Here is a 19428-nt window from a genome sequence, read left to right on the forward strand (position 1 = left end):
ATATGGACAGCAGCAAGCGTTGGCGTGATCAGCTTTACGTAGTGATTTTCCAGACCGACACCACGGCTGGGCGGCGTTTCGACGGCATTTTGCTGTTGATCATCCTCGCCAGCCTGGTGGTCGTGATGCTCGACAGCATCGACAGCGTTCACCGCAACTATGCCGATGCACTGGCGTACATCGAGTGGGGCTTCACCATTATCTTTCTCGGTGAGTACATCCTTCGCCTGTATTGCTCACCGAAGCCGTTGCGTTATGCCTTCAGTTTTTATGGGCTGGTGGACTTGCTGGCAATCGTGCCCGGCATCCTCGCCCTGTATTACAGCGATGCGCAGTATCTGCTGATCATCCGCATCATCCGGATGCTGCGGATTTTTCGCGTGCTCAAACTCAGCCCGTACCTCAAGCAAGCCAACTATCTGATGTCGGCGCTGCGCGGCAGCAAGCAGAAGATCGTGGTGTTTCTGGTCAGCGTCTGCACGCTGGTGACGGTGTTCGGCACGCTGATGTATGTGATCGAAGGCCCGGAACACGGCTTCACCAGTATTCCCAAAGGCATCTATTGGGCAATCGTGACGCTGACCACCGTGGGCTTCGGCGATATCGTGCCGACAACCCCGCTGGGCCAGGTGATTTCGTCGCTGGTAATGATCACCGGTTACTCGATCATCGCCGTGCCCACCGGGATTTTCACCGCCGAACTGGCCAACGCCATGCGCGGCGAACATCTGCAACACGATTGCCCGGTGTGCAAGAAAAACAGCCACGAACACGACGCAGCTTTCTGCTCCCGATGCGGCAATGCACTGTTCAAGAAAATGGAATAAGCAAAGTGCTTTTTAATCTTTAAGCGACTATGCGTGCCCCGTTATAGTCAGTGGCAAGTGGCCTCACCTTTGGCACAACACCCCCACAGAACAAGGAATGCGCAGTGAAAAAACTCTTTGGCGCCTCACTTCTCGCCGCCGGTCTTGCGTTCGGTAGCGTGGCTCAAGCCGCACCGACCCTGCTGAACGTTTCCTACGACGTGATGCGCGATTTCTACAAGGACTACAACACTGCGTTCCAGAAACACTGGCAAGCCGAGCACAACGAAAACATCACCGTGCAGATGTCCTTCGGCGGTTCGAGCAAGCAAGCGCGCTCGGTGATCGATGGCCTGCCGGCCGACGTCATCACCATGAACATGGCCACCGACATCAACGCCCTGGCCGATCACGGCAAACTGGTGCCGGAGAACTGGGTTACCCGACTGCCGGACAACAGCGCACCGTTCACCTCGGCGACCGTGTTCATTGTGCGCAAGGGCAACCCGAAAGCCCTGAAAGACTGGCCGGACCTGCTTAAAGACGGCGTGCAGGTGATCGTGCCAAACCCGAAAACCTCGGGTAACGGCCGCTACACCTACCTCTCGGCCTGGGGCTACGTGCTGAAGAACGGCGGTGACGAGAACAAAGCCAAAGACTTCGTCGGCAAACTGTTCAAGCAAGCGCCGGTGCTGGATACCGGTGGCCGCGCCGCGACCACCACATTCATGACCAACCAGATTGGCGACGTGCTGGTGACTTTCGAGAACGAAGCGGAAATGATCGCCCGCGAATTTGGCCGTGATCAGTTTGAAGTCATCTACCCAAGCGTCTCCGCCGAAGCCGAGCCACCGGTGTCGGTGGTCGATAAAGTCGTCGACAAGAAAGGTTCGCGCGCAGCCGCTGATGAGTACCTGAAATACCTGTGGTCGCCTGAAGGTCAGGAAATCGCTGCGGCCAACTACCTGCGTCCGCGTGACCCGGCGGTGCTGGCCAAATACACCGACCGTTTCCCGAAAGTCGACTTCCTGTCGGTGGAGAAAACCTTTGGTGACTGGCGCACCGTGCAGAAGACCCACTTCAATGACGGTGGGGTGTTTGACCAGATTTACAGCCAGTAATAGTCAAGCGGCTCTATGAAAAGGCGATCTCAACGGGTCGCCTTTTTTGTGGGAATTTGAAATCACCACCATGTCCCCTATGACGAACAGTAAAGCGCAGCAGTAAACATACGCACGCTACCGAAGAAGATGTAGCTGAATGTATCATCGACGCTCAATGGTCGAACGCAAGGTTCACCGAGGTGGCAACCACCTGACTGCAGCCATTCATTGCTCAAAGAAATAATCGATATCAACCGAAGGCCTCTTCTGCCAATACGATTTGTCCCATAGCCTCTGCGCATTCCCTTTCGCTGGATCGAGAAACCTTATGACCACCGCCACTCACGCAATGACCCGAGGCATGGTGCTGCTGTTCGCCTTCTGCTGCGGCGCCATCGTTGCCAACATCTACTACGCCCAGCCGATCATCGGCCTGATTGCGCCGGACCTTGGCCTCTCCGACACCATGGCCAGCTTCATCGTCTCGCTGACGCAAATCGGTTATGCGCTGGGCCTGTTCTTTCTGGTGCCGCTGGGCGATCTGCTGGAAAACCGTCGGTTGATGATCATCACCACGGTGGTGGCAATTGCCAGCCTGCTCGGCGCCGCATTTACCGATCAGCCCAACGTGTTTTTGCTGATCTCGCTGCTCGTGGGTTTCAGTTCCGTGTCGGTACAGATCCTGATTCCGCTGGCCGCGCATCTGGCGCCGGAGGAATCTCGCGGGCGCGTCGTCGGCGCAATCATGGGTGGTCTGCTGCTGGGTATCCTGCTGGCGCGGCCGGTGTCGAGCGTGGTTGCCGATCATTTCGGCTGGCGGGCGATGTTCATGATTGCGGCAGCATTGATGGCGGCGATCAGCGTGGTGCTGGCACTGACCGTGCCCAAGCGCCAACCGGATCACAGCGCCTCTTACGGGCAACTGCTCGGTTCGCTGTGGACGCTGCTGCGCCAACAACCGGTGCTGCGTCAGCGCGCGTTTTATCAGGGGTGCATGTTTGCCACGTTCAGCCTGTTCTGGACAGCGGTACCACTTGAGTTGGCGCGCAACCACGGCCTGTCACAAAGCGAGATCGCGATCTTCGCCCTGGTCGGCGCCATCGGTGCCATCGCCGCCCCCATCAGCGGACGCCTGGCCGACGCTGGCCACACTCGCATCGCTTCGCTGCTGGCGATGCTGTTCGCCAGCCTGAGCTTCCTGCCCGCCTTCATCCACCCGGCCTACAGCGTGATCGGCCTGGCCGTGACCGGCGTGGTATTGGACTTCTGCGTACAGATGAACATGGTGCTTGGCCAGCGTGCGGTGTACTCGCTGGACGCGAAAAGCCGTGGTCGCTTGAACGCGCTGTACATGACCAGCATCTTCATCGGCGGCGCCTTCGGCTCGTCGGTCGCCAGCGCGGTGTTCGAGCATGGCGGCTGGTTGTGGATCGTGATTGTTGGCAGTGCGTTTCCATTGTTGGCGTTGTTGCGTTTTTTGGGTGCATCGCAACGGCGATCGCTGGCGACTGCGTAACACGTAAAAAGCATCGCAGGCCAACTGGCCCGCGATGCTTTTCAATACCTGACCAGCTTCTCCATCGCCGCATCCGCCAGAAAGGAGGAGCGGCTTTTGACGTTGTGTTCGCGCACATAGCGGTCGATTCGCTGAATCACATAACCGGGCAGGGTCACGTTGACCTTCTCGGTCTTGCCCAGGTATGGCGAGATATCCAGCTCCAGCATGCCCCAGCCCATCCCGGCGAACTCCGGATTGTTGCGATGCGCCGCAGCAGAGGTCGGCATCGGAATCGCCTCTCCGTCCGCCGCAATCTCCTGCAACATGATGTGGGCGATTTCAACGGCTGCATTGTAGGCATCTTCAAAGCTATCCCCTGCCGTCACGGCGCCGGGAATATCGGGGATCTGAATACCGATGGCGGTGTTCTCATCGCCCCACTCGATGCAGATTGGATATTGCATTATGGATCTCCTTCGAAACTGGCTGGCGGGTTGTACAACCCGGCACGCCTCCTGATGCTTTTGACCGTCCCCAACGGCAAATCCTTTTTCGGGTGAGGAACGGGAATCGTGTATGGGTTGTAGCGGTGCCTGAAGAGGTGATGACTGCCGGTAATCCTGTCCAGCGTCCAACCCGCCTCCTCCAGCTCCTTGATCAATAACCTGCTCTGCACCAACCGCCTCCTTGCCCTGGCCCATTAAAAGTAACCCTAGAGTTATCTTTACTCAAGCACAGAAATCCAAAGAGCGACGTCCGGTTGTTTTACAGAGTGTGATTGATTGCAGCCACAGACAGCAAAACGGCGATCCAGGGATCGCCGTTTTTCATCACTGCCCGAACTGCTTGCCCAGCCCCGGTGGCACGCCGTGGATGTCGGTGTCTTCCCATGGGCCATTGGGGCTGACCGAGCGGCTCCAGCCGTTGTTCCAGCGATAGTAGGTGCGCTGGCGGTAGAACGTGTCGGACTGGTCGTCAAGCACATAAACGCCGAGTTTTTGATCCCAATGGCTGTTGCCGCCCGGTGGCGGGGCGAAGCTGGCCGAGGTGCGCGGGACAGGTTTGGCCGGTTTGGCCGGAATGCTTTTGCCCGGTATCGGCGAGGTCGAAGGGGTCGGGCTGGGTTGTGACGGCGGAATCGGCGGCAGGTGGGTGGTCCGTTCCGGTCGTTGCACCGCACATGCACTCAAGCCCAGGGCCAATGTGAGAACCGTGATTCGGGCGATGGTGTGCATAGCGGTGTTTTCCTGTGTTGCCCGGTTACTTGTCCGGGCTGTCGATGGTCAGTTTTTGCAGCGCGGTGATGCTGCTGGCCAGCGGGCCGCTGCGGCCAACCCACTCACCGGCGGTCGGCTGACCGGCACGGGAGATGCGCGCAACCAGTTGGACTTCAGGGAAGTTCGACAGTTTCAACTGCGGCATCATGGCGTCGGCATCGCCCAGTTCGACCGTGACCGGCAGATCGGCCACGGTCAGGCGCTTGGCCGCCAGCGGTGCCGGTGGCCCGGACGTGGCGCGGGCGAAAATGAACACGCTGTCGCCCGGTTGCACCTTGTCTTTGAGTTCATTAGCCACATCGACGCGTACCTTAAGCCGTGCGGCAGGCTTGGCAGCCGGTGCCTGGGCGACCTTGCCGCCGCTGGCTTGCAGGCGCTCGGCGGCACGTTCGATCCCACCTTGCAGCGCTTCGCGGGATTTGTCGCTCGCAGGCAATTGCGCCAGCAAACGGTTCCAGTAGTCGATGGCCTCCTGATAACGCTCGCCTTCGAACGCGGCGATGCCGAGCAGACCAAGGCTGGTGACTTCCTTTGGATCGGCCTTCAGCGCTTCATCGGTCAGGGCCTGGATCTTGCGCGACCATTTTTTGCCATCGGCGAAATACTGCGCCTGCGCCCACTGGCCGAGCAGTTCCGGTTGGCGACCAGCGAGATTGGCGGCACGTTCAAACATCTTCGCCGCGTCCGCCGGACGCTCCTGAGCCATGTAGGTACGACCCAAGAAATACAGACCTTCAGCAGAATCCGGTTGTGCCGCAACGGCACGTTCCAGACGCAGGGTCATTTCTTCCATCGACTGCGGTGCCTGGGCGAATTCGCGGGTCAATTCGACCTTGTCGGCGGCGCCGAAGTGCAGGTACAGGGCCAAACCCAACACTGGCACCAACACCGCGGCCAGCAGCGGCAGCGGTTTACCCAGTTTCGAGACACGCGGCGCGGTAACGCCTTCGGTGTCGGCGAGCAATTCACGCGCGGCTTCGGCGCGGCCGCTGTCCATTTGCGCGGCATCCAGCACACCTTCGGCCTGCTGCGATTGCAACTCGGCGACACGTTCCTGATACAACGCAACGTTGAGGGCAGTACGATCCTCTTCACGCTGGGCGCGGCGTTCACGCAATACAGGGATCAGCAGAAAACTCAGGGCGACCAGAAGCAACAGCCCTGCGGCAAGCCAGAAATCAATCATTCTTGGTTTTTATCCAACAGTTGGTCGAGGCGCTGACGCTCTTCGGTAGACAGCGATTGCGGGGTGTCGGCGCGTTGTGCGCGACGGCGGCGGACGATCACCGCGATCACCACGAAACCACCGAGCAGCAGGCCGGCCGGGCCGAACCACAGCAGCGCGGTCTTGGCGTTGAGTGCGGGCTTGTAGCGGACGAAATCGCCGTAGCGATCCACCATGAAATCGATGATCTGCTGGTTGTCCTTGCCCTCGCCGAGCATGCGGAAAATCTCTTTGCGCAGGTCAGCGGCAATCGGTGCATTGGAATCGGCGATGTCCTGGTTCTGGCATTTGGGGCAACGCAGTTCTTTGGTCAGTTCGCGGAAACGTTCGCGATCACCTTCCTTGGCGAACTCGTAGGTGTCGATCGCGGCATGGGCCACACCGACCAGGCTCAAGCCCAACACAATAGCCGCTAAAAAACGCTTCATGGCTTGGCCTCATCGACCAGCGCCTGATACTTGGCCGCGAGTTTTTCGCGCCAGACCTGTTCGTCGATCACACCGACGTACTTGTCGCGGATGATGCCCTTGGCGTCGATGAAGAAGGTTTCCGGCGCGCCGTAGACACCGAGGTTCAGCCCCAGCGAGCCTTCGTCGTCACGGATGTCCAGTTGATACGGATTGTGGAATTCGGCCAGCCACTTCAAGGCATCGGCGTTGACGTCCTTGTAGTTGATCCCGTAGATCAACACGCCACGCTCGGCGAGTTTGTTCAGCACCGGATGCTCGACCCGGCAGGAAATGCACCAGGTGCCCCAGACGTTAACCAACGCCGGTTTGCCGAGGATGTCAGCCTTGGTCAGGGTCTTGTCGCCCTGAACCGCCGGCAGCGAAAACTCCGGGAACGGCTTGTTGATCATCGCCGACGGCAGCTCTGCCGGATCGAGGTACAGACCGCGATACAGAAACACTGCCACCAGCAGGAAAAGCGCCAGGGGTACCAGCATCAACCAACGTCTCATGCAGCCGCTCCCGTCATGCCCAGCGCTTCACGCACTTTGGATTTCACCTTGACCCGATAACGCCGATCCAGCGCCGCGAGCAATCCGCCCAGACCGGTCAGCAGACCGCCGAACCAGATCCAGCGCACGAACGGTTTGACGTGAACCCGTACCGCCCACGCGCCGTTTTCCAGCGGCTCACCGAGGGCGACGTAGAGGTCACGGGTGAAACCGGCGTCAATCCCGGCTTCGGTCATCATCGAACTCTGTACGGTGTACAGGCGTTTTTCCGGGTGCAATACACTGACTTCCTTGCCGTCGCGGATCACCCGAATGGTGCCTCTGTCGGAGGTGAAATTCGGCCCTTCGAAGTGTTTGGCGCCTTCGAAGACGAAGTGATAACCGGCCAGATCCATCGATTCGCCCGGCGCCAGACGCAGGTCGCGTTCGGCACTGTTCTGGCTCGACAACACCACGCCCAGCGCGCAAACGGCGATGCCGAGGTGGGCGATCTGCATGCCCCAATAACTGCGGGTCAGGGTCGGCAGACCTTTGATCAGACCTTTGTGGCGAGTCTTGTCGAAAATATCGCGCACGCCGGCAAGCAACACCCACGCGGCGAGCAGGAAGGTTGCGATAACGGCCCAGTTGAAATCGCCATAAGCGACACCGGCGACCACCGCCAGCGCGACGCTGCCCAGCAACACCGGGGTCAGCATGCTTGCCAGCCATTTCACCGGGGTGTCTTTCCAACGGACGATCACGCCAACCGCCATCACCATCATCAACAACGCCATCAATGGAATGAACAGCGCGTTGAAGTACGGCGGGCCGACCGACAGTTTGGCGCCGCTGATGGCATCAAGAATCAGCGGGTACAACGTGCCGAGCAGAATCATCGACGCTGCCACAACCAATACCAGATTGTTGCCCAGCAGCAGGGTTTCCCGCGACCACAGGTTAAAGCCGACCTGGCTCTTGACCACCGGCGCGCGCAACGCAAACAGCGTCAGCGAACCGCCGACCACGAACAGCAGGAAAATCAGGATGAACACGCCGCGCTCCGGGTCGGAGGCGAACGCATGTACCGAAGTCAGCACGCCGGAACGCACGAGGAAGGTACCGAGCAGGCTCAACGAGAACGCAGCAATCGCCAGCAACACGGTCCAGCTCTTGAACACACCACGTTTTTCCGTGACCGCCAGCGAGTGAATCAACGCGGTGCCGACCAGCCAGGGCATGAACGAGGCGTTTTCCACCGGATCCCAGAACCACCAGCCGCCCCAGCCGAGTTCGTAGTAGGCCCACCACGAACCGAGCGTGATGCCGATGCCGAGGAAGGCCCAGGCGACGATGGTCCATGGCCGCGACCAACGCGCCCACGCGGCATCGAGACGCCCCCCCAGCAGTGCGGCGATGGCGAAGGCAAAGGCTACCGAGAAACCGACATAACCCATGTACAGCATCGGCGGATGGACGATCAGGCCGATGTCTTGCAGCAATGGATTGAGGTCGCGACCGTCCGCCGGAATTTGCGGCAGGATGCGCGAGAACGGGTTCGACGTCAGGATCAGAAACAGCAGGAAACCGGTGCTGATCATGCCCATCACCGCCAATACGCGGGCGAGCATGACTTGTGGCAACTGGCGGGAAAATACCGACACGGCGAAGGTCCAGCCACCCAGGATCAGCGCCCACAACAGCAACGAACCTTCGTGGGCGCCCCACACGGCGCTGAATTTGTAGTACCACGGCAAGGCGCTGTTGGAGTTCATCGCAACGTAGGCCACGGAGAAGTCGTCGGTCATGAAGGCGTAGGTCAGGCAGCCGAAGGCAAACACCAGAAACGCGAACTGCCCCCACGCCGCCGGTTGGGCCAGGCCCATCCACAAACGGTCGCCGCGCCAGGCACCGAACAGCGGCACCACGGCCTGCACCAGCGCAAAACACAGCGCCAGAATCATCGCCAGATGACCCAACTCAGGAATAAAAATCGCCGAAGTCATCGATCAACCCTCCTTCGCTTGAGTCGGCGCGGATTGACCGCTGTCTTTCAACGCTTTGGTTACTTCCGGCGGCATGTACTTCTCGTCGTGCTTGGCCAGCACTTCATCGGCGACGACCACGCCATCGGCGTTGATCTTGCCCAGGGCCACGATGCCCTGCCCTTCGCGGAACAGATCCGGGAGGATGCCGCGATAGGTGATGGTCACGGCTTTGTTGAAGTCGGTGACGACGAATTTGACGTCCAGCGAGTCCGGCGAACGTTGCAGCGAGCCCTTCTCGACCATGCCGCCGGCACGGATGCGCGTGTCGTGCGGTGCTTCGCCGTTGGCGATCTGGGTCGGGGTGTAAAACAGATTGATGTTCTGCTGCAGGGCGCTCAAGGCCAGGCCGACGGCAGCGCCGACCCCGACCAGAATGGCCAGAATGATGATCAGACGTTTTTTGCGCAGCGGATTCACTTGCCGTTCTCCCGGCGCAGACGACGCGCCTCTTGTTGCAGATAGTGCTTGCGGGCCGCGATGGGCTTCACCACGTTGTAGATCAGCACCGCCAGACAGATGCCGTAGGCCGACCAGACATACAGGCCATGATGGCCCATGGCGAGGAAATCGCCGAATGAAGCAAAAATCATCGCGAGGCCTCCAGACTGTTCTGCACTTCTTCTTTGACCCAACTGGCGCGGGCTTCACGTTTGAGCACTTCAAGGCGCATGCGCAGCAACAGCACGGCGCCGAAGAAGCAGTAGAAACCCAGCACCGTCAGCAGCAGCGGCAGCCACATCTCGGCCGGCATCGCCGGTTTTTCGGTGAGGGTGAAGGTCGCGCCCTGGTGCAGGGTGTTCCACCACTCCACCGAGTACTTGATGATCGGGATGTTGATCACGCCGACGATGGCCAGCACCGCGCAGGCCTTGGCGGCGCTGTCGCGGTTGCTGATCGCATTGCCCAATGCGATCACGCCGAAATACAGGAACAGCAGAATCAGCATTGAAGTCAGCCGCGCATCCCAGACCCACCACGACCCCCAGGTCGGTTTACCCCAGATCGCCCCGGTCACCAGCGCCACGGCAGTCATCCACGCGCCGATCGGAGCGGCGCATTGCAGGGCGACGTCGGCCAGTTTCATCTTCCACACCAGCCCGACCACACCGCACACCGCCAGCATCACGTAGATCGACTGAGCGAGCATCGCAGCGGGCACGTGGATATAGATGATGCGAAAGCTGTTGCCTTGCTGATAGTCCGGCGGCGCGAAGGCCAAGCCCCAGACCACGCCGACGCCAATCAGCAGCAACGCTGCGATGCTCAGCCACGGCAGCAACTTGCTGCTGATGCCGTAAAACCACTTGGGCGAGCCGAGCTTGTGAAACCAGGTCCAGTTCATACTGTTTCCATCACGGGTGCCGCTCATCGTCGCGAGCTGGCAAAGGGTCATGCTTTTTCTTTAAAAAAAAGCGATCAAAAAATGATCAGACCTCATTATTATTCGCCGACGCTGATCTTCAGGCCAGCAGCTATTGCAAACGGTGTCAGGGTGATCGCCAGGGCGGTCAGGCTACCCAGCCACAGCAGATACCCGGTCGCCGGCATGCCTTGCAACGCCGCCTGCAAGGCGCCACTGCCGAGGATCAATACCGGGATGTACAACGGCAGAATCAGCAGCGCCAGCAACAGGCCGCCACGCTTCAAACCGACCGTCAGTGCCGCGCCCACCGCACCGAGCAAGCTCAGCACCGGTGTGCCCAGCAACAACGAAAGCAACAAAACCGGCAGACACGCGGCAGGTAAACCCAGCATCAACGCCAGTAAGGGCGAGAGCAGAACCAGTGCCAGACCGGAGAAAAGCCAGTGTGCCAGCACCTTGGCCAAGACCAGAAGTGGTAGCGGGTGCGACGAAAGGACCCACTGCTCAAGGGAGCCGTCTTCGAAGTCACTGCGAAACAGCCCGTCCAGCGAGAGCAGGACCGACAAAAGCGCCGCCACCCAGACTAACCCCGGGGACAGGTTTTGCAACACTTGAGTTTCCGGGCCGACGGCCAGCGGGAACAACGCGATGACGATGGCGAAGAAAATCAGCGGATTGGCCAGTTCCGCCGGGCGGCGAAACAGCAGTCGGGATTCACGGGCAACCAGCAGGCCAAACACACTCATACAGCCCAGTTCCCCAGATCGATGTCGCGATAACCGGCCGGCATCCGGCTCAGTGTGTGGTGTGTGGTCAATACAACGAGGCCTCCGCGTTCGCAGTGGCTCGCCAGATGCGCTTCGAGTTGCGCCACGCCCTGCTTGTCGAGGGCGGTGAAGGGTTCGTCGAGAATCCAAAGTGGAGGGCTGTCGAGATACAACCGCGCCAGCGCCACGCGGCGTTGTTGCCCGGCGGAAAGCGTGTGACAGGGAACATCTTCGAATCCGCGCAATCCTACGGCTGCCAGCGCTTGCCAGATCGACTCGCGTTCGGCGGGTTGATGCAGGGCGCAAAGCCAGGACAGATTTTCTTCCGGGGTCAGCAGATCCTTGATTCCGGCGGCGTGGCCGATCCACAACAGGTTGCGCGCCAGTTCGGCCGGCTGTTCGGTCAGGGGCTGACCGTTGAGCAACACCTGGCCGCTGGTCGGCTGCATCAAACCGGACAACAACCGCAAAAGACTGGTTTTACCGCTGCCGTTGGGCCCGCTGATCTGCACCATATCGCCACTGGCCAGCCTCAATTCGAGATTTTCGAAAAGCAGCCGCAGATCACGTTCACACGCGAGGGCAACAGTTTGCAGGACAGGACTGGTCAAGGGATCACGGGCCTTATACGGTTCAAGTCGGCTCTGGCACGGCCGTTAAAGAGATGCAGCATAGATGCATTGACGGCTCGATCTAGAGAGCTGCGTCAAACAATTGCTATGTTTTTTGAACGAAGCGCAAGACGGGCGGCATTATACATGCCGTGCCTTACTCTCAAGAGTGCAATTTCCTCAGGTTGTGTCCGCGTATGACAGGCGAAATGAACATCCTCCCGCTCCCGCCAACCACCCCGGCGAATGCTCGCCCGCAGGTGGGTGAGTTGCTCAAACTGCTGACCCCGGTCGAAGGCTTGATCGGTGCCGGCCAGAGCGCCAAGGCCGAGGTGTTATCGCTCAAACAGGCGGATCAGACCTTTCAACTGCTGCTCAAGGTGACCCTCGACAGCGGTCGGCAAACCACCGTGCAAGCGACCAGCAACCTGCCGTTGGCGCAAGGCACCAGTCTGGCGATCACTCAGCCGTCGGCGGGCAATCTGGCGATTACCGTGCAGCAGGCGATTGCCAGCAGCGTCGCCACCCTCACTCGCATCGATACCGCGCAATTGCCGGTCGGCACATTGCTACAGGGCAAAGTGGTGACTTCGCAGGCGTTGCCGCAGCCACCGGGGCAAGCGACGGTTTTTCGTTCGATGGTCAGCCTGCTCAATACCGCGCTAAGCGGCAGCACGTTGACCGTCGACAGCCCACAGCCGCTGCGCATCGGCACCTTGCTTTCGGCACGGGTACAGGATTCCCAAACCCTTACATTCGTACCGCTGAGCAGTCGTCAGGAGCAATTGGCGGTGAGCCAGCAACTGGTCGGTCAGCAAAGCCGCCAAGGTTCGCTGGATGGATTGTTGAAGGTGCTGCAAAGCCTGCCGCCAGCCACCGATCAGACGTCGGCGGATGTGCGCGCCGCCGTCAACAAACTGCTCGCCGGCCTGCCGGATGTGCAGCAAATGAGCACGGCCAAAGGCGTTGCCTTGGCGCTGGCCAACAGCGGCGCGTTCCTCGAAGCGAAACTGCTGACCGGACAAACCCCGACGCTGGCTCCGGACATGAAAGCCGATCTGCTCAAGCTGATCGCGCAACTGACGCCTGGGTTGCCGAGCAGCACCAGTTTCAACGCTATCCTCGCCGCCAACACACTGGCGCAAGCGCTGCCGAGCTTCGTGCGCAACGCCCTCGGCACCCTCGGCCAGGTCAGTGCCAAACCGGTGCCCGGCGGCTTTCCGCTGCCCGACCGCTTGCTGCAAAGCCTGGAAGGCGAAGGCGATCTGGAGCATCTGTTGCGCCTGGCGGCCGCTGCGGTTTCACGCCTGCAAAGCCATCAGTTGTCGAGCCTGGAACAGACTGGCGTCACCGATGACGGGCGCCTGCTCAGCACCTGGCAACTGGAAATCCCCATGCGCAACCTGCAGGACATCGTGCCGCTGCAGGTCAAGTTCCAGCGCGAAGAGGCGCCGGAAAAAGAGCCTCAATCCAACGAGCGCCGCGACGAACGCGAACCCAGGCAACAATTGTGGCGCGTCGATCTGGCGTTCGACATGGAACCGCTGGGGCCCATGCAGATTCAGGCGCAGTTGATCAGTGGCAGCCTGTCGAGTCAGCTCTGGGCCGAACGTCCTTACACCGCTGACCTGATCGAAAACAATCTGGCCGCGCTACGCCAGCGCCTGCTGGATCGCGGCTTGAATGTCGGCGATCTCGACTGCCACCACGGCACCCCGCCGCAAGGCAACCAAACCCGTCTCGAACACCGCTGGGTTGATGAAACTGCATGAACGACGCTACCGCTCCACGCCAGGCCATCGCCCTCAAATACGACGGCAACCACGCCCCGACCCTCACCGCCAAGGGTGACGAGGAACTGGCCGAAGAAATCCTGCGCATTGCCCGCGACTGCGAAGTGCCGATTTATGAAAACGCTGAACTGGTGCGCTTGCTGGCGCGCATGGAACTGGGCGACAGCATTCCCGAAGAGCTGTATCGCACCATTGCCGAGATCATCGCGTTTGCGTGGAACCTGAAGGGGAAATTCCCCGAGGGGCATGATCCGGATGCGCCGATGGTCGAGAAGGATGTCACCGAACGAGGGGATGATGATTAAGGCCTAAAAGCAAAAAATCGCAGCTTCGCCAGCGCCTACATTGGAATGAGTTTCCCTGTAGGCGCTGCCGAACGCTGCGATCTTTTGATATTGCTTGCCGCTCGAAACTCGAAACTTCTAGCTGCTCTTGTGCAACTTGCGCATCAACTCCGCCTCAGCCTGGGTCAAGCCACAGGACTGAGTCAGCTCATCGACGCTCGCGCCCATGCCCACCAGTTTCGCCGCCTGGGCGAACGATAGGCTGGAAGGGTCGCGCTGTTCCAACTGAACAATCTTGTCCGGCAAAGGACCGACGACCGCGCGCAACTCGTGCAGGGCTTCACCCATGCGCACGTTGCCGTTCTGGTAATCATCGACACGCTTGGCCAGCTCTTTGATGCGCTGATCACGCAGCGCATCGCCCTGAGCCTGTTGTGCCGCGATAACCTTTTGCGCCTTGATGTACGCCAGAAACATTGCCAGCGTGCCTGCCCAGAAAAGGAACAGGACAATGACCGCCACCTCGAGAATCAATCAGATGCTCTCCAGTTCCGACCATTCTTCTTCGCTCATCATCTTGTCCAGCTCGACCAGGATCAGCAACTCGTTGTTCTTGTTGCACACGCCCTGGATGAACTTGGCCGATTCTTCGTTACCGACGTTCGGTGCGGTTTCGATTTCCGACTGACGCAGGTAAACCACTTCGGCCACGCTGTCGACCATGATGCCAACCACTTGCTTGTCGGCTTCGATGATGACGATACGGGTGTTGTCGCTGATCTCGCCGGTGCTCAGGCCGAAGCGCTGGCGGGTGTCGATCACGGTGACCACGTTACCGCGCAGGTTGATGATGCCCAGCACGTAGCTGGGTGCACCCGGCACCGGAGCGATCTCGGTGTAACGCAGGACTTCCTGAACGCGCATCACGTTGATGCCGTAGGTTTCGTTGTCCAGTTTGAAGGTCACCCATTGCAGGATCGGATCTTCAGAACCTTTTGCATTCGTCGCCTGACTACTCATACCCTGACCCCTCGAAAAAACCGCACTGGGCGGTGTGTGTTCTGTGTGGTGGCATTCAACAATGCCATCGCCTACTTGTTATGTCGGCTGCTATGTCGGTTTATGTAGCGGCTTGTTGCCGCCCAATTGCTTTGCCCCGCCGCTGGCGATCAATTCGGCCAGCGCGGAAACGTCAAGCAATGCACACATGTGCTCAATCACCGTGCCGGCGAGCCATGGCCGCTGACCCCGGTGACTTCTCCATTTGATTTCATTCGGGTCCAGACGCAACGAGCGACTGACCTGATGCACCGCCAGGCCCCACTCGTAACCTTGTACCGAAATCACGTACTGCAAGCCCTGACGGAAATCATCGCGATAGCGATCCGGCATGACCCACCGCGCGGTATCGAGAACTTTCAGGTTTCCAGCCTGACTCGGCAGGATCCCGAGAAACCATTCTGGCTGACCGAACAGCGGCGTCAGCTCGTGACCGGCCAGCGAATAGATCGAACCGAGGCACACCAGCGGCACCGCCAGCGTCAATCCGGCAACGTCGAACAGCAAACATTCGAAAGCTTCCGATGCCCACGCTGGACGGCCGTCGGTTTCCACCGGTGGCGGTGTGTTGCTCGGCGGCAGATGCACTTCAACCAGTGGCGGGACCAGCGTCTGTTCGACGGGTGCAGGGACGACCGGTGCAGGCTCGATCACTGCCGGTTCTGGCGCGGTCTTGAGCAATTGGGTTTGCAGCAGCGGTGCCAACGTCGAAACCGAGGCGCGAACCGGTTCGGCTTCTTCGATCAACGCCACTGGCGCCTTGGCGACGGGTGCGACGGCAGGCACGGCCACAGGCGCAACAGCTTTTTGTGCATCACGCGCCTGCTCTTCCAGTACCGCCGCCTGAAATTCATCCAGCGCTTCAGCGCTTTCAATCACCTCAGGCTGCGCCGCCACCTGCGCCGGCAATTCGTCGGGAATTTCCTCCAACAAACTGTCCAGATAAGACTGCAAAGCCAACTGCGGCTTGGACGTCAACTTCAGCGGCCGATTCATGCTCAGGCCACCTGCGGAACAAGTTGTTGCGCCAGCAGATGCTTGAGCAACGCGCGGTAGGCCAGCACGCCACGGCTCTTGCCGTCGAATTGCGACGGCGTGACACCGGCACGGCTGGCATCGCGCAGACGCGTATCGACCGGGATGTAACCCTGCCAGATCTCGTCCGGAAATTTGTCGCGCAGTACGCGCAAGGTGCCCAGCGACGCCTGGGTGCGGCGGTCAAACAGGGTCGGCACGATGCTGAACGGCAGCGCCTGTTTGCGCGAGCGGTTGATCATTGCCAGGGTGTTGACCATGCGTTCCAGGCCTTTGACCGCCAGATGCTCGGTCTGCACCGGAATCACCAGTTGCTGGCTCGCCGCGAGGGCGTTGACCATCAGCACGCCGAGCAACGGTGGGCTGTCGATCACGGCGTAATCGAAATCCTGCCACAACTGCGCCAGACTCTTGGCGATCACCAGCCCCAGACCACTCTGCCCCGGCGACTGACGCTCAAGGGTCGCGAGTGCGGTGCTCGATGGCAGCAGGGAAATACGTTCGTCGCTGGTCGACAGCAGCAACTGCCCCGGCAGGCCTTGCGGCACGCTGCCCTTGTGCAGAAAAAGATCGTAGTTGCTGTGTTCCAGGCTGTCGGGGTCATAGCCGAAATAGCTGGTCATCGAGCCGTGCGGGTCGAGATCGACCACAACCACGCGCTTGCCCGCCTCGGCCAGCAACCCGGCTAAAGCGATGGAAGATGTGGTTTTACCAACACCACCCTTTTGATTGGCGACTGCCCAGACTCTCATTCGGTTCGTTCCTCCCGGCCGATATGCTCGACCGAGACATAGCTCAGCGTGTTAATGCGGGCGACGGAGAATTGACGGCACTCTCGCGTCCCGGCGTCTTGACCACGGTCGGTGCAGTTTGTGTGCCAGCACGCTTGAGTGCGGCATCCGGTTTGGCGTTGGCCGTTCCGGTGCCCGTAAGGCTGCGACGCACATCGAGATTTCGCGACACCACCAGCACCACACGACGGTTTTTCGCTCGGCCTTCGGCCGTGGCGTTGTTGGCTACCGGCTGGAATTGGCCGTAACCCACCGACGCCAGGCGACCGGGGTTCACGCCCTGCATCGCCAACATACGCACGATGCTCGCCGAGCGCGCCGAAGACAGCTCCCAGTTGGTTGGGTACTGCGCAGTGCGAATCGGCTGGTCGTCAGTAAAACCTTCGACGTGGATCGGGTTGTCGAACGGTTTGAGGATCGCCGCGACCTTGTCGATGATGTTGAAGGCGACGTCACTCGGCATGGCGTCACCGCTGCCGAACAACAGGCTGGAATTGAGTTCGATCTCGACCCACAACTCGTTACCGCGCACGGTCATCTGGTTGGAGGCGATCAAGTCGCCGAACGCGGCGCTGATGTCATCGGCGATGCTTTTCAGCGGATCACTGGCACCGGCGATACCGGCGTCGACCTGATCGGCATCCTTGACCAACGGCTTGGCCGGGGTCACGGTCTTGGGTCGTTCGTCGCCAATCGGAATCGGCTTGAGCGAGCGGTCGGAGTCGGTGAAGACGCCGATCAGCGCTTCGGAAATGACCTTGTACTTGCCTTCATTGATCGACGAGATCGAGTACATCACCACGAAGAACGCGAACAGCAAGGTGATGAAGTCCGCGTAGGACACGAGCCAGCGCTCGTGGTTGACGTGTTCTTCCTGGTGGCGACGACGAGCCATGAGGTCAGTCCCTTAATCCATGAAGCCTTGCAGCTTCAACTCAATGGAGCGAGGGTTTTCACCTTCGGCGATCGACAGGATCCCTTCCAACAACATTTCGCGATAACGCGACTGCCGCAACGCGATTGACTTCAGTTTGGCCGCCACCGGCAGCAGGATCAGGTTGGCGCTGGCCACACCATAAATGGTGGCGACAAAAGCCACGGCGATGCCGCTACCCAATTGCGTCGGATCGGCAAGGTTGCCCATGACATGAATCAGGCCCATTACCGCACCGATGATGCCGATGGTCGGCGCGTAGCCGCCCATGCTTTCAAAGACTTTGGCCGCTTCGACGTCGCGCGCTTCCTGGGTGTAGAAATCCACTTCAAGAATGCTGCGGATCGCTTCCGGCTCGGCACCGTCGACCAGCAGTTGCAGGCCTTTGCGCGAGTAGCTGTCGGGTTCGGCGTCGGCCACGCCTTCCAGCCCCAGCAAACCTTCCTTGCGCGCAGTGAGGCTCCAGTTGACCACCCGATCAATGCCGCCCGCCAGGTCGACTCGCGGCGGAAAGAAGATCCAGGCGAGGATCTGCATCGCGCGTTTGAACGCGCTCATCGGTGATTGCAGCAGCGCAGCACCGATGGTGCCGCCCAGTACGATCAGTGCCGCCGGGCCGTTGGCCAGCGCACCGAGGTGACCACCTTCAAGGTAGTTACCGCCGATGATGGCGACGAACGCCATGATGATCCCGATAAGGCTTAGAACATCCATCAGATACACGCCTCGACGATGTGCTTGCCGATATCGTCCAGACCGTACACCGCGTCAGCGAGATCGGCTTTGACGATGGCCATCGGCATGCCGTAGATCACGCAACTGGCTTCGTCTTGCGCCCACACCGAGCTACCGCCCTGCTTGAGCAGACGCGCGCCCTCACGGCCGTCGGCGCCCATGCCGGTCAGTACCACCGCCAGAACTTTGTCACCGTAGGATTTCGCGGCAGAACCGAAAGTAATGTCCACGCACGGCTTGTAATTCAGGCGCTCGTCGCCCGGGAGGATTTTCACCGCACCACGGCCGTCGATCATCATTTGCTTGCCACCCGGCGCCAGCAACGCGAGGCCCGGACGCAGGATGTCGCCATCCTCGGCTTCCTTGACGCTGATGCGGCAAAGCTTGTCGAGTCGCTCGGCGAACGCCTTGGTGAACGCCGCCGGCATGTGCTGGATCAAGACAATCGGTGCCGGGAAGTTGGCCGGCAATTGCGTCAAGACGCGTTGCAGGGCAACCGGGCCGCCAGTCGACGTACCGATGGCAACCAGTTTGTAGGCCTTGCGTTTCGGCGCGGGCGACGATGCGCTGGCGGCCGAAGTGCGGGTGGGCGCCGGAGCAGGTGCCGGACGAGCCGCAGCGCTGCTGTGGCTGCTGAAGCTCGACGCCGCTGGCGTGGGTGTCGGCGCAGGCGCAGCCACCGGAGCCGGTGCGCTATAGCCACTGAAACGACGATTACTGCGCGAGATGCTGTGCACCTTCTCGCACAGCAGTTGCTTGACCTTCTCCGGATTGCGGGAGATGTCTTCGAAATTCTTCGGCAGGAAATCCACCGCGCCGGCATCCAGCGCATCCAGGGTGACCCGGGCGCCTTCGTGTGTCAGCGAGGAGAACATCAAGACCGGGGTCGGACAGCGCTGCATGATATGCCGCACAGCCGTGATGCCATCCATCATCGGCATCTCGTAGTCCATGGTGATCACGTCTGGCTTGAGGGCCAGGGCCTGATCGATCGCCTCTTTACCGTTGGTTGCCGTGCCGACAACCTGGATGCTCGGATCCGCAGAAAGAATTTCCGAGACGCGGCGGCGGAAAAAACCCGAATCGTCCACCACCAGGACTTTGACTGCCATAAACACTCCATTAGGTGCAGCGGGACGTTATCGCCCCGCTGCCCCGG

General features: G+C 60.2%; 24 protein-coding genes. 5 read left to right on the plus strand and 19 right to left on the minus strand.

The window, feature by feature from the left end; genetic code table 11:
• The first annotated feature begins 2 nt into the window (after window positions 1–2).
• The 3 genes from AACY50_RS08205 to AACY50_RS08215 all read left to right on the plus strand — a co-directional run bounded on the left by AACY50_RS08205 (window position 3) and on the right by AACY50_RS08215 (window position 3425).
• A complete protein-coding gene (locus AACY50_RS08205) occupies window positions 3–827 on the plus strand; it encodes an ion transporter (RefSeq protein ID WP_339433619.1) in 825 nt (274 codons plus the stop codon).
• A 104-nt stretch (window positions 828–931) separates the two neighbouring features.
• Window positions 932–1927, plus strand: coding sequence for a sulfate ABC transporter substrate-binding protein (locus tag AACY50_RS08210; RefSeq protein WP_339433618.1), 996 nt, complete (start codon window positions 932–934; stop codon window positions 1925–1927).
• 310 nt (window positions 1928–2237) lie between these two features.
• Window positions 2238–3425 carry an MFS transporter gene (locus AACY50_RS08215; protein ID WP_339433617.1) on the plus strand — a complete coding sequence of 396 codons (1188 nt, stop codon included), beginning with the start codon at window positions 2238–2240 and terminating at the stop codon, window positions 3423–3425.
• 41 nt (window positions 3426–3466) lie between these two features.
• On the opposite strand, the gene AACY50_RS08220 is transcribed toward AACY50_RS08215, so the two are convergent.
• From AACY50_RS08220 to ccmA, 12 genes are all read right to left on the minus strand, one after another.
• On the minus strand, window positions 3467–3871 hold the full coding sequence (locus AACY50_RS08220; protein ID WP_221731941.1) for a type II toxin-antitoxin system HicB family antitoxin: 405 nt from the start codon (window positions 3869–3871) through the stop codon (window positions 3467–3469).
• On the minus strand, window positions 3871–4083 hold the full coding sequence (locus AACY50_RS08225; RefSeq protein WP_221731942.1) for a type II toxin-antitoxin system HicA family toxin: 213 nt from the start codon (window positions 4081–4083) through the stop codon (window positions 3871–3873). The genes AACY50_RS08220 and AACY50_RS08225 overlap by 1 nt, the downstream gene beginning before the upstream one ends.
• 154 nt (window positions 4084–4237) lie before the next feature.
• Window positions 4238–4642, minus strand: a complete 405-nt coding sequence (locus tag AACY50_RS08230) for a hypothetical protein (protein ID WP_339494941.1) — start codon at window positions 4640–4642, stop codon at window positions 4238–4240.
• Window positions 4643–4667: 25 nt separating this feature from the next.
• On the minus strand, window positions 4668–5870 hold the full coding sequence (gene ccmI, locus AACY50_RS08235) for a c-type cytochrome biogenesis protein CcmI (RefSeq protein WP_339538436.1): 1203 nt from the start codon (window positions 5868–5870) through the stop codon (window positions 4668–4670).
• Window positions 5867–6337 carry a cytochrome c-type biogenesis protein gene (locus AACY50_RS08240; RefSeq protein ID WP_221731945.1) on the minus strand — a complete coding sequence of 157 codons (471 nt, stop codon included), beginning with the start codon at window positions 6335–6337 and terminating at the stop codon, window positions 5867–5869. Before AACY50_RS08240 ends, ccmI begins: the two co-directional genes overlap by 4 nt.
• On the minus strand, window positions 6334–6870 hold the full coding sequence (locus AACY50_RS08245; protein ID WP_339433614.1) for a DsbE family thiol:disulfide interchange protein: 537 nt from the start codon (window positions 6868–6870) through the stop codon (window positions 6334–6336). The genes AACY50_RS08240 and AACY50_RS08245 overlap by 4 nt, the downstream gene beginning before the upstream one ends.
• Window positions 6867–8855, minus strand: coding sequence for a heme lyase CcmF/NrfE family subunit (locus AACY50_RS08250; RefSeq protein WP_339433613.1), 1989 nt, complete (start codon window positions 8853–8855; stop codon window positions 6867–6869). The genes AACY50_RS08245 and AACY50_RS08250 overlap by 4 nt, the downstream gene beginning before the upstream one ends.
• Before the next feature lie 3 nt (window positions 8856–8858).
• On the minus strand, window positions 8859–9314 hold the full coding sequence (ccmE, locus tag AACY50_RS08255; RefSeq protein WP_339433612.1) for a cytochrome c maturation protein CcmE: 456 nt from the start codon (window positions 9312–9314) through the stop codon (window positions 8859–8861).
• Complete coding sequence (gene ccmD / locus AACY50_RS08260; RefSeq protein ID WP_339465215.1) at window positions 9311–9487, minus strand: heme exporter protein CcmD; 177 nt, start codon at window positions 9485–9487, stop codon at window positions 9311–9313. The genes ccmE and ccmD overlap by 4 nt, the downstream gene beginning before the upstream one ends.
• Window positions 9484–10239 carry a heme ABC transporter permease gene (locus tag AACY50_RS08265; protein WP_221731949.1) on the minus strand — a complete coding sequence of 252 codons (756 nt, stop codon included), beginning with the start codon at window positions 10237–10239 and terminating at the stop codon, window positions 9484–9486. Before AACY50_RS08265 ends, ccmD begins: the two co-directional genes overlap by 4 nt.
• Window positions 10240–10337: 98 nt before the next feature.
• Entirely contained in the window at window positions 10338–11006 is a 669-nt protein-coding gene (gene ccmB / locus AACY50_RS08270; RefSeq protein ID WP_007919970.1) for a heme exporter protein CcmB, read from the minus strand.
• Complete coding sequence (gene ccmA / locus AACY50_RS08275; protein ID WP_339433611.1) at window positions 11003–11638, minus strand: cytochrome c biogenesis heme-transporting ATPase CcmA; 636 nt, start codon at window positions 11636–11638, stop codon at window positions 11003–11005. Before ccmA ends, ccmB begins: the two co-directional genes overlap by 4 nt.
• A gap of 197 nt (window positions 11639–11835) precedes the next feature.
• On the opposite strand from ccmA, the gene fliK reads away from it, so the two are divergent.
• Together fliK and AACY50_RS08285 are read left to right on the plus strand one after the other, a co-directional pair.
• A complete protein-coding gene (fliK, locus tag AACY50_RS08280; RefSeq protein WP_339465213.1) occupies window positions 11836–13410 on the plus strand; it encodes a flagellar hook-length control protein FliK in 1575 nt (524 codons plus the stop codon).
• A complete protein-coding gene (locus tag AACY50_RS08285) occupies window positions 13407–13736 on the plus strand; it encodes an EscU/YscU/HrcU family type III secretion system export apparatus switch protein (RefSeq protein WP_339465212.1) in 330 nt (109 codons plus the stop codon). The genes fliK and AACY50_RS08285 overlap by 4 nt, the downstream gene beginning before the upstream one ends.
• Window positions 13737–13853: 117 nt before the next feature.
• Here the strand turns inward: AACY50_RS08285 and AACY50_RS08290 are convergent, their stop codons facing one another.
• The 7 genes from AACY50_RS08290 to AACY50_RS08320 all read right to left on the minus strand — a co-directional run bounded on the left by AACY50_RS08290 (window position 13854) and on the right by AACY50_RS08320 (window position 19381).
• Window positions 13854–14249 (minus strand): DUF2802 domain-containing protein, encoded by a 396-nt coding sequence (locus AACY50_RS08290; protein ID WP_339433597.1) that lies wholly within the window; start codon window positions 14247–14249, stop codon window positions 13854–13856.
• Window positions 14250–14735, minus strand: a complete 486-nt coding sequence (locus AACY50_RS08295) for a chemotaxis protein CheW (RefSeq protein WP_095050193.1) — start codon at window positions 14733–14735, stop codon at window positions 14250–14252. It lies immediately after the preceding gene.
• 90 nt (window positions 14736–14825) lie between these two features.
• Window positions 14826–15770: a CheW domain-containing protein gene (locus AACY50_RS08300; protein WP_339433596.1), complete on the minus strand. Its 945-nt coding sequence runs from the start codon at window positions 15768–15770 to the stop codon at window positions 14826–14828.
• A 2-nt stretch (window positions 15771–15772) separates the two neighbouring features.
• On the minus strand, window positions 15773–16561 hold the full coding sequence (locus AACY50_RS08305) for a ParA family protein (protein ID WP_339433595.1): 789 nt from the start codon (window positions 16559–16561) through the stop codon (window positions 15773–15775).
• A gap of 43 nt (window positions 16562–16604) precedes the next feature.
• Window positions 16605–17495 carry a flagellar motor protein MotD gene (gene motD, locus AACY50_RS08310; protein ID WP_339433594.1) on the minus strand — a complete coding sequence of 297 codons (891 nt, stop codon included), beginning with the start codon at window positions 17493–17495 and terminating at the stop codon, window positions 16605–16607.
• A 12-nt stretch (window positions 17496–17507) separates the two neighbouring features.
• Entirely contained in the window at window positions 17508–18248 is a 741-nt protein-coding gene (locus AACY50_RS08315) for a flagellar motor protein (protein ID WP_339433593.1), read from the minus strand.
• Window positions 18248–19381 carry a protein-glutamate methylesterase/protein-glutamine glutaminase gene (locus AACY50_RS08320; protein ID WP_339433592.1) on the minus strand — a complete coding sequence of 378 codons (1134 nt, stop codon included), beginning with the start codon at window positions 19379–19381 and terminating at the stop codon, window positions 18248–18250. The genes AACY50_RS08315 and AACY50_RS08320 overlap by 1 nt, the downstream gene beginning before the upstream one ends.
• Window positions 19382–19428: the final 47 nt, after the last annotated feature.

This window comes from Pseudomonas sp. RA_15y_Pfl2_54, from assembly GCF_963971015.1.
In the GTDB taxonomy this organism is placed as follows: Bacteria; Pseudomonadota; Gammaproteobacteria; order Pseudomonadales; family Pseudomonadaceae; genus Aquipseudomonas; species Aquipseudomonas baetica_A.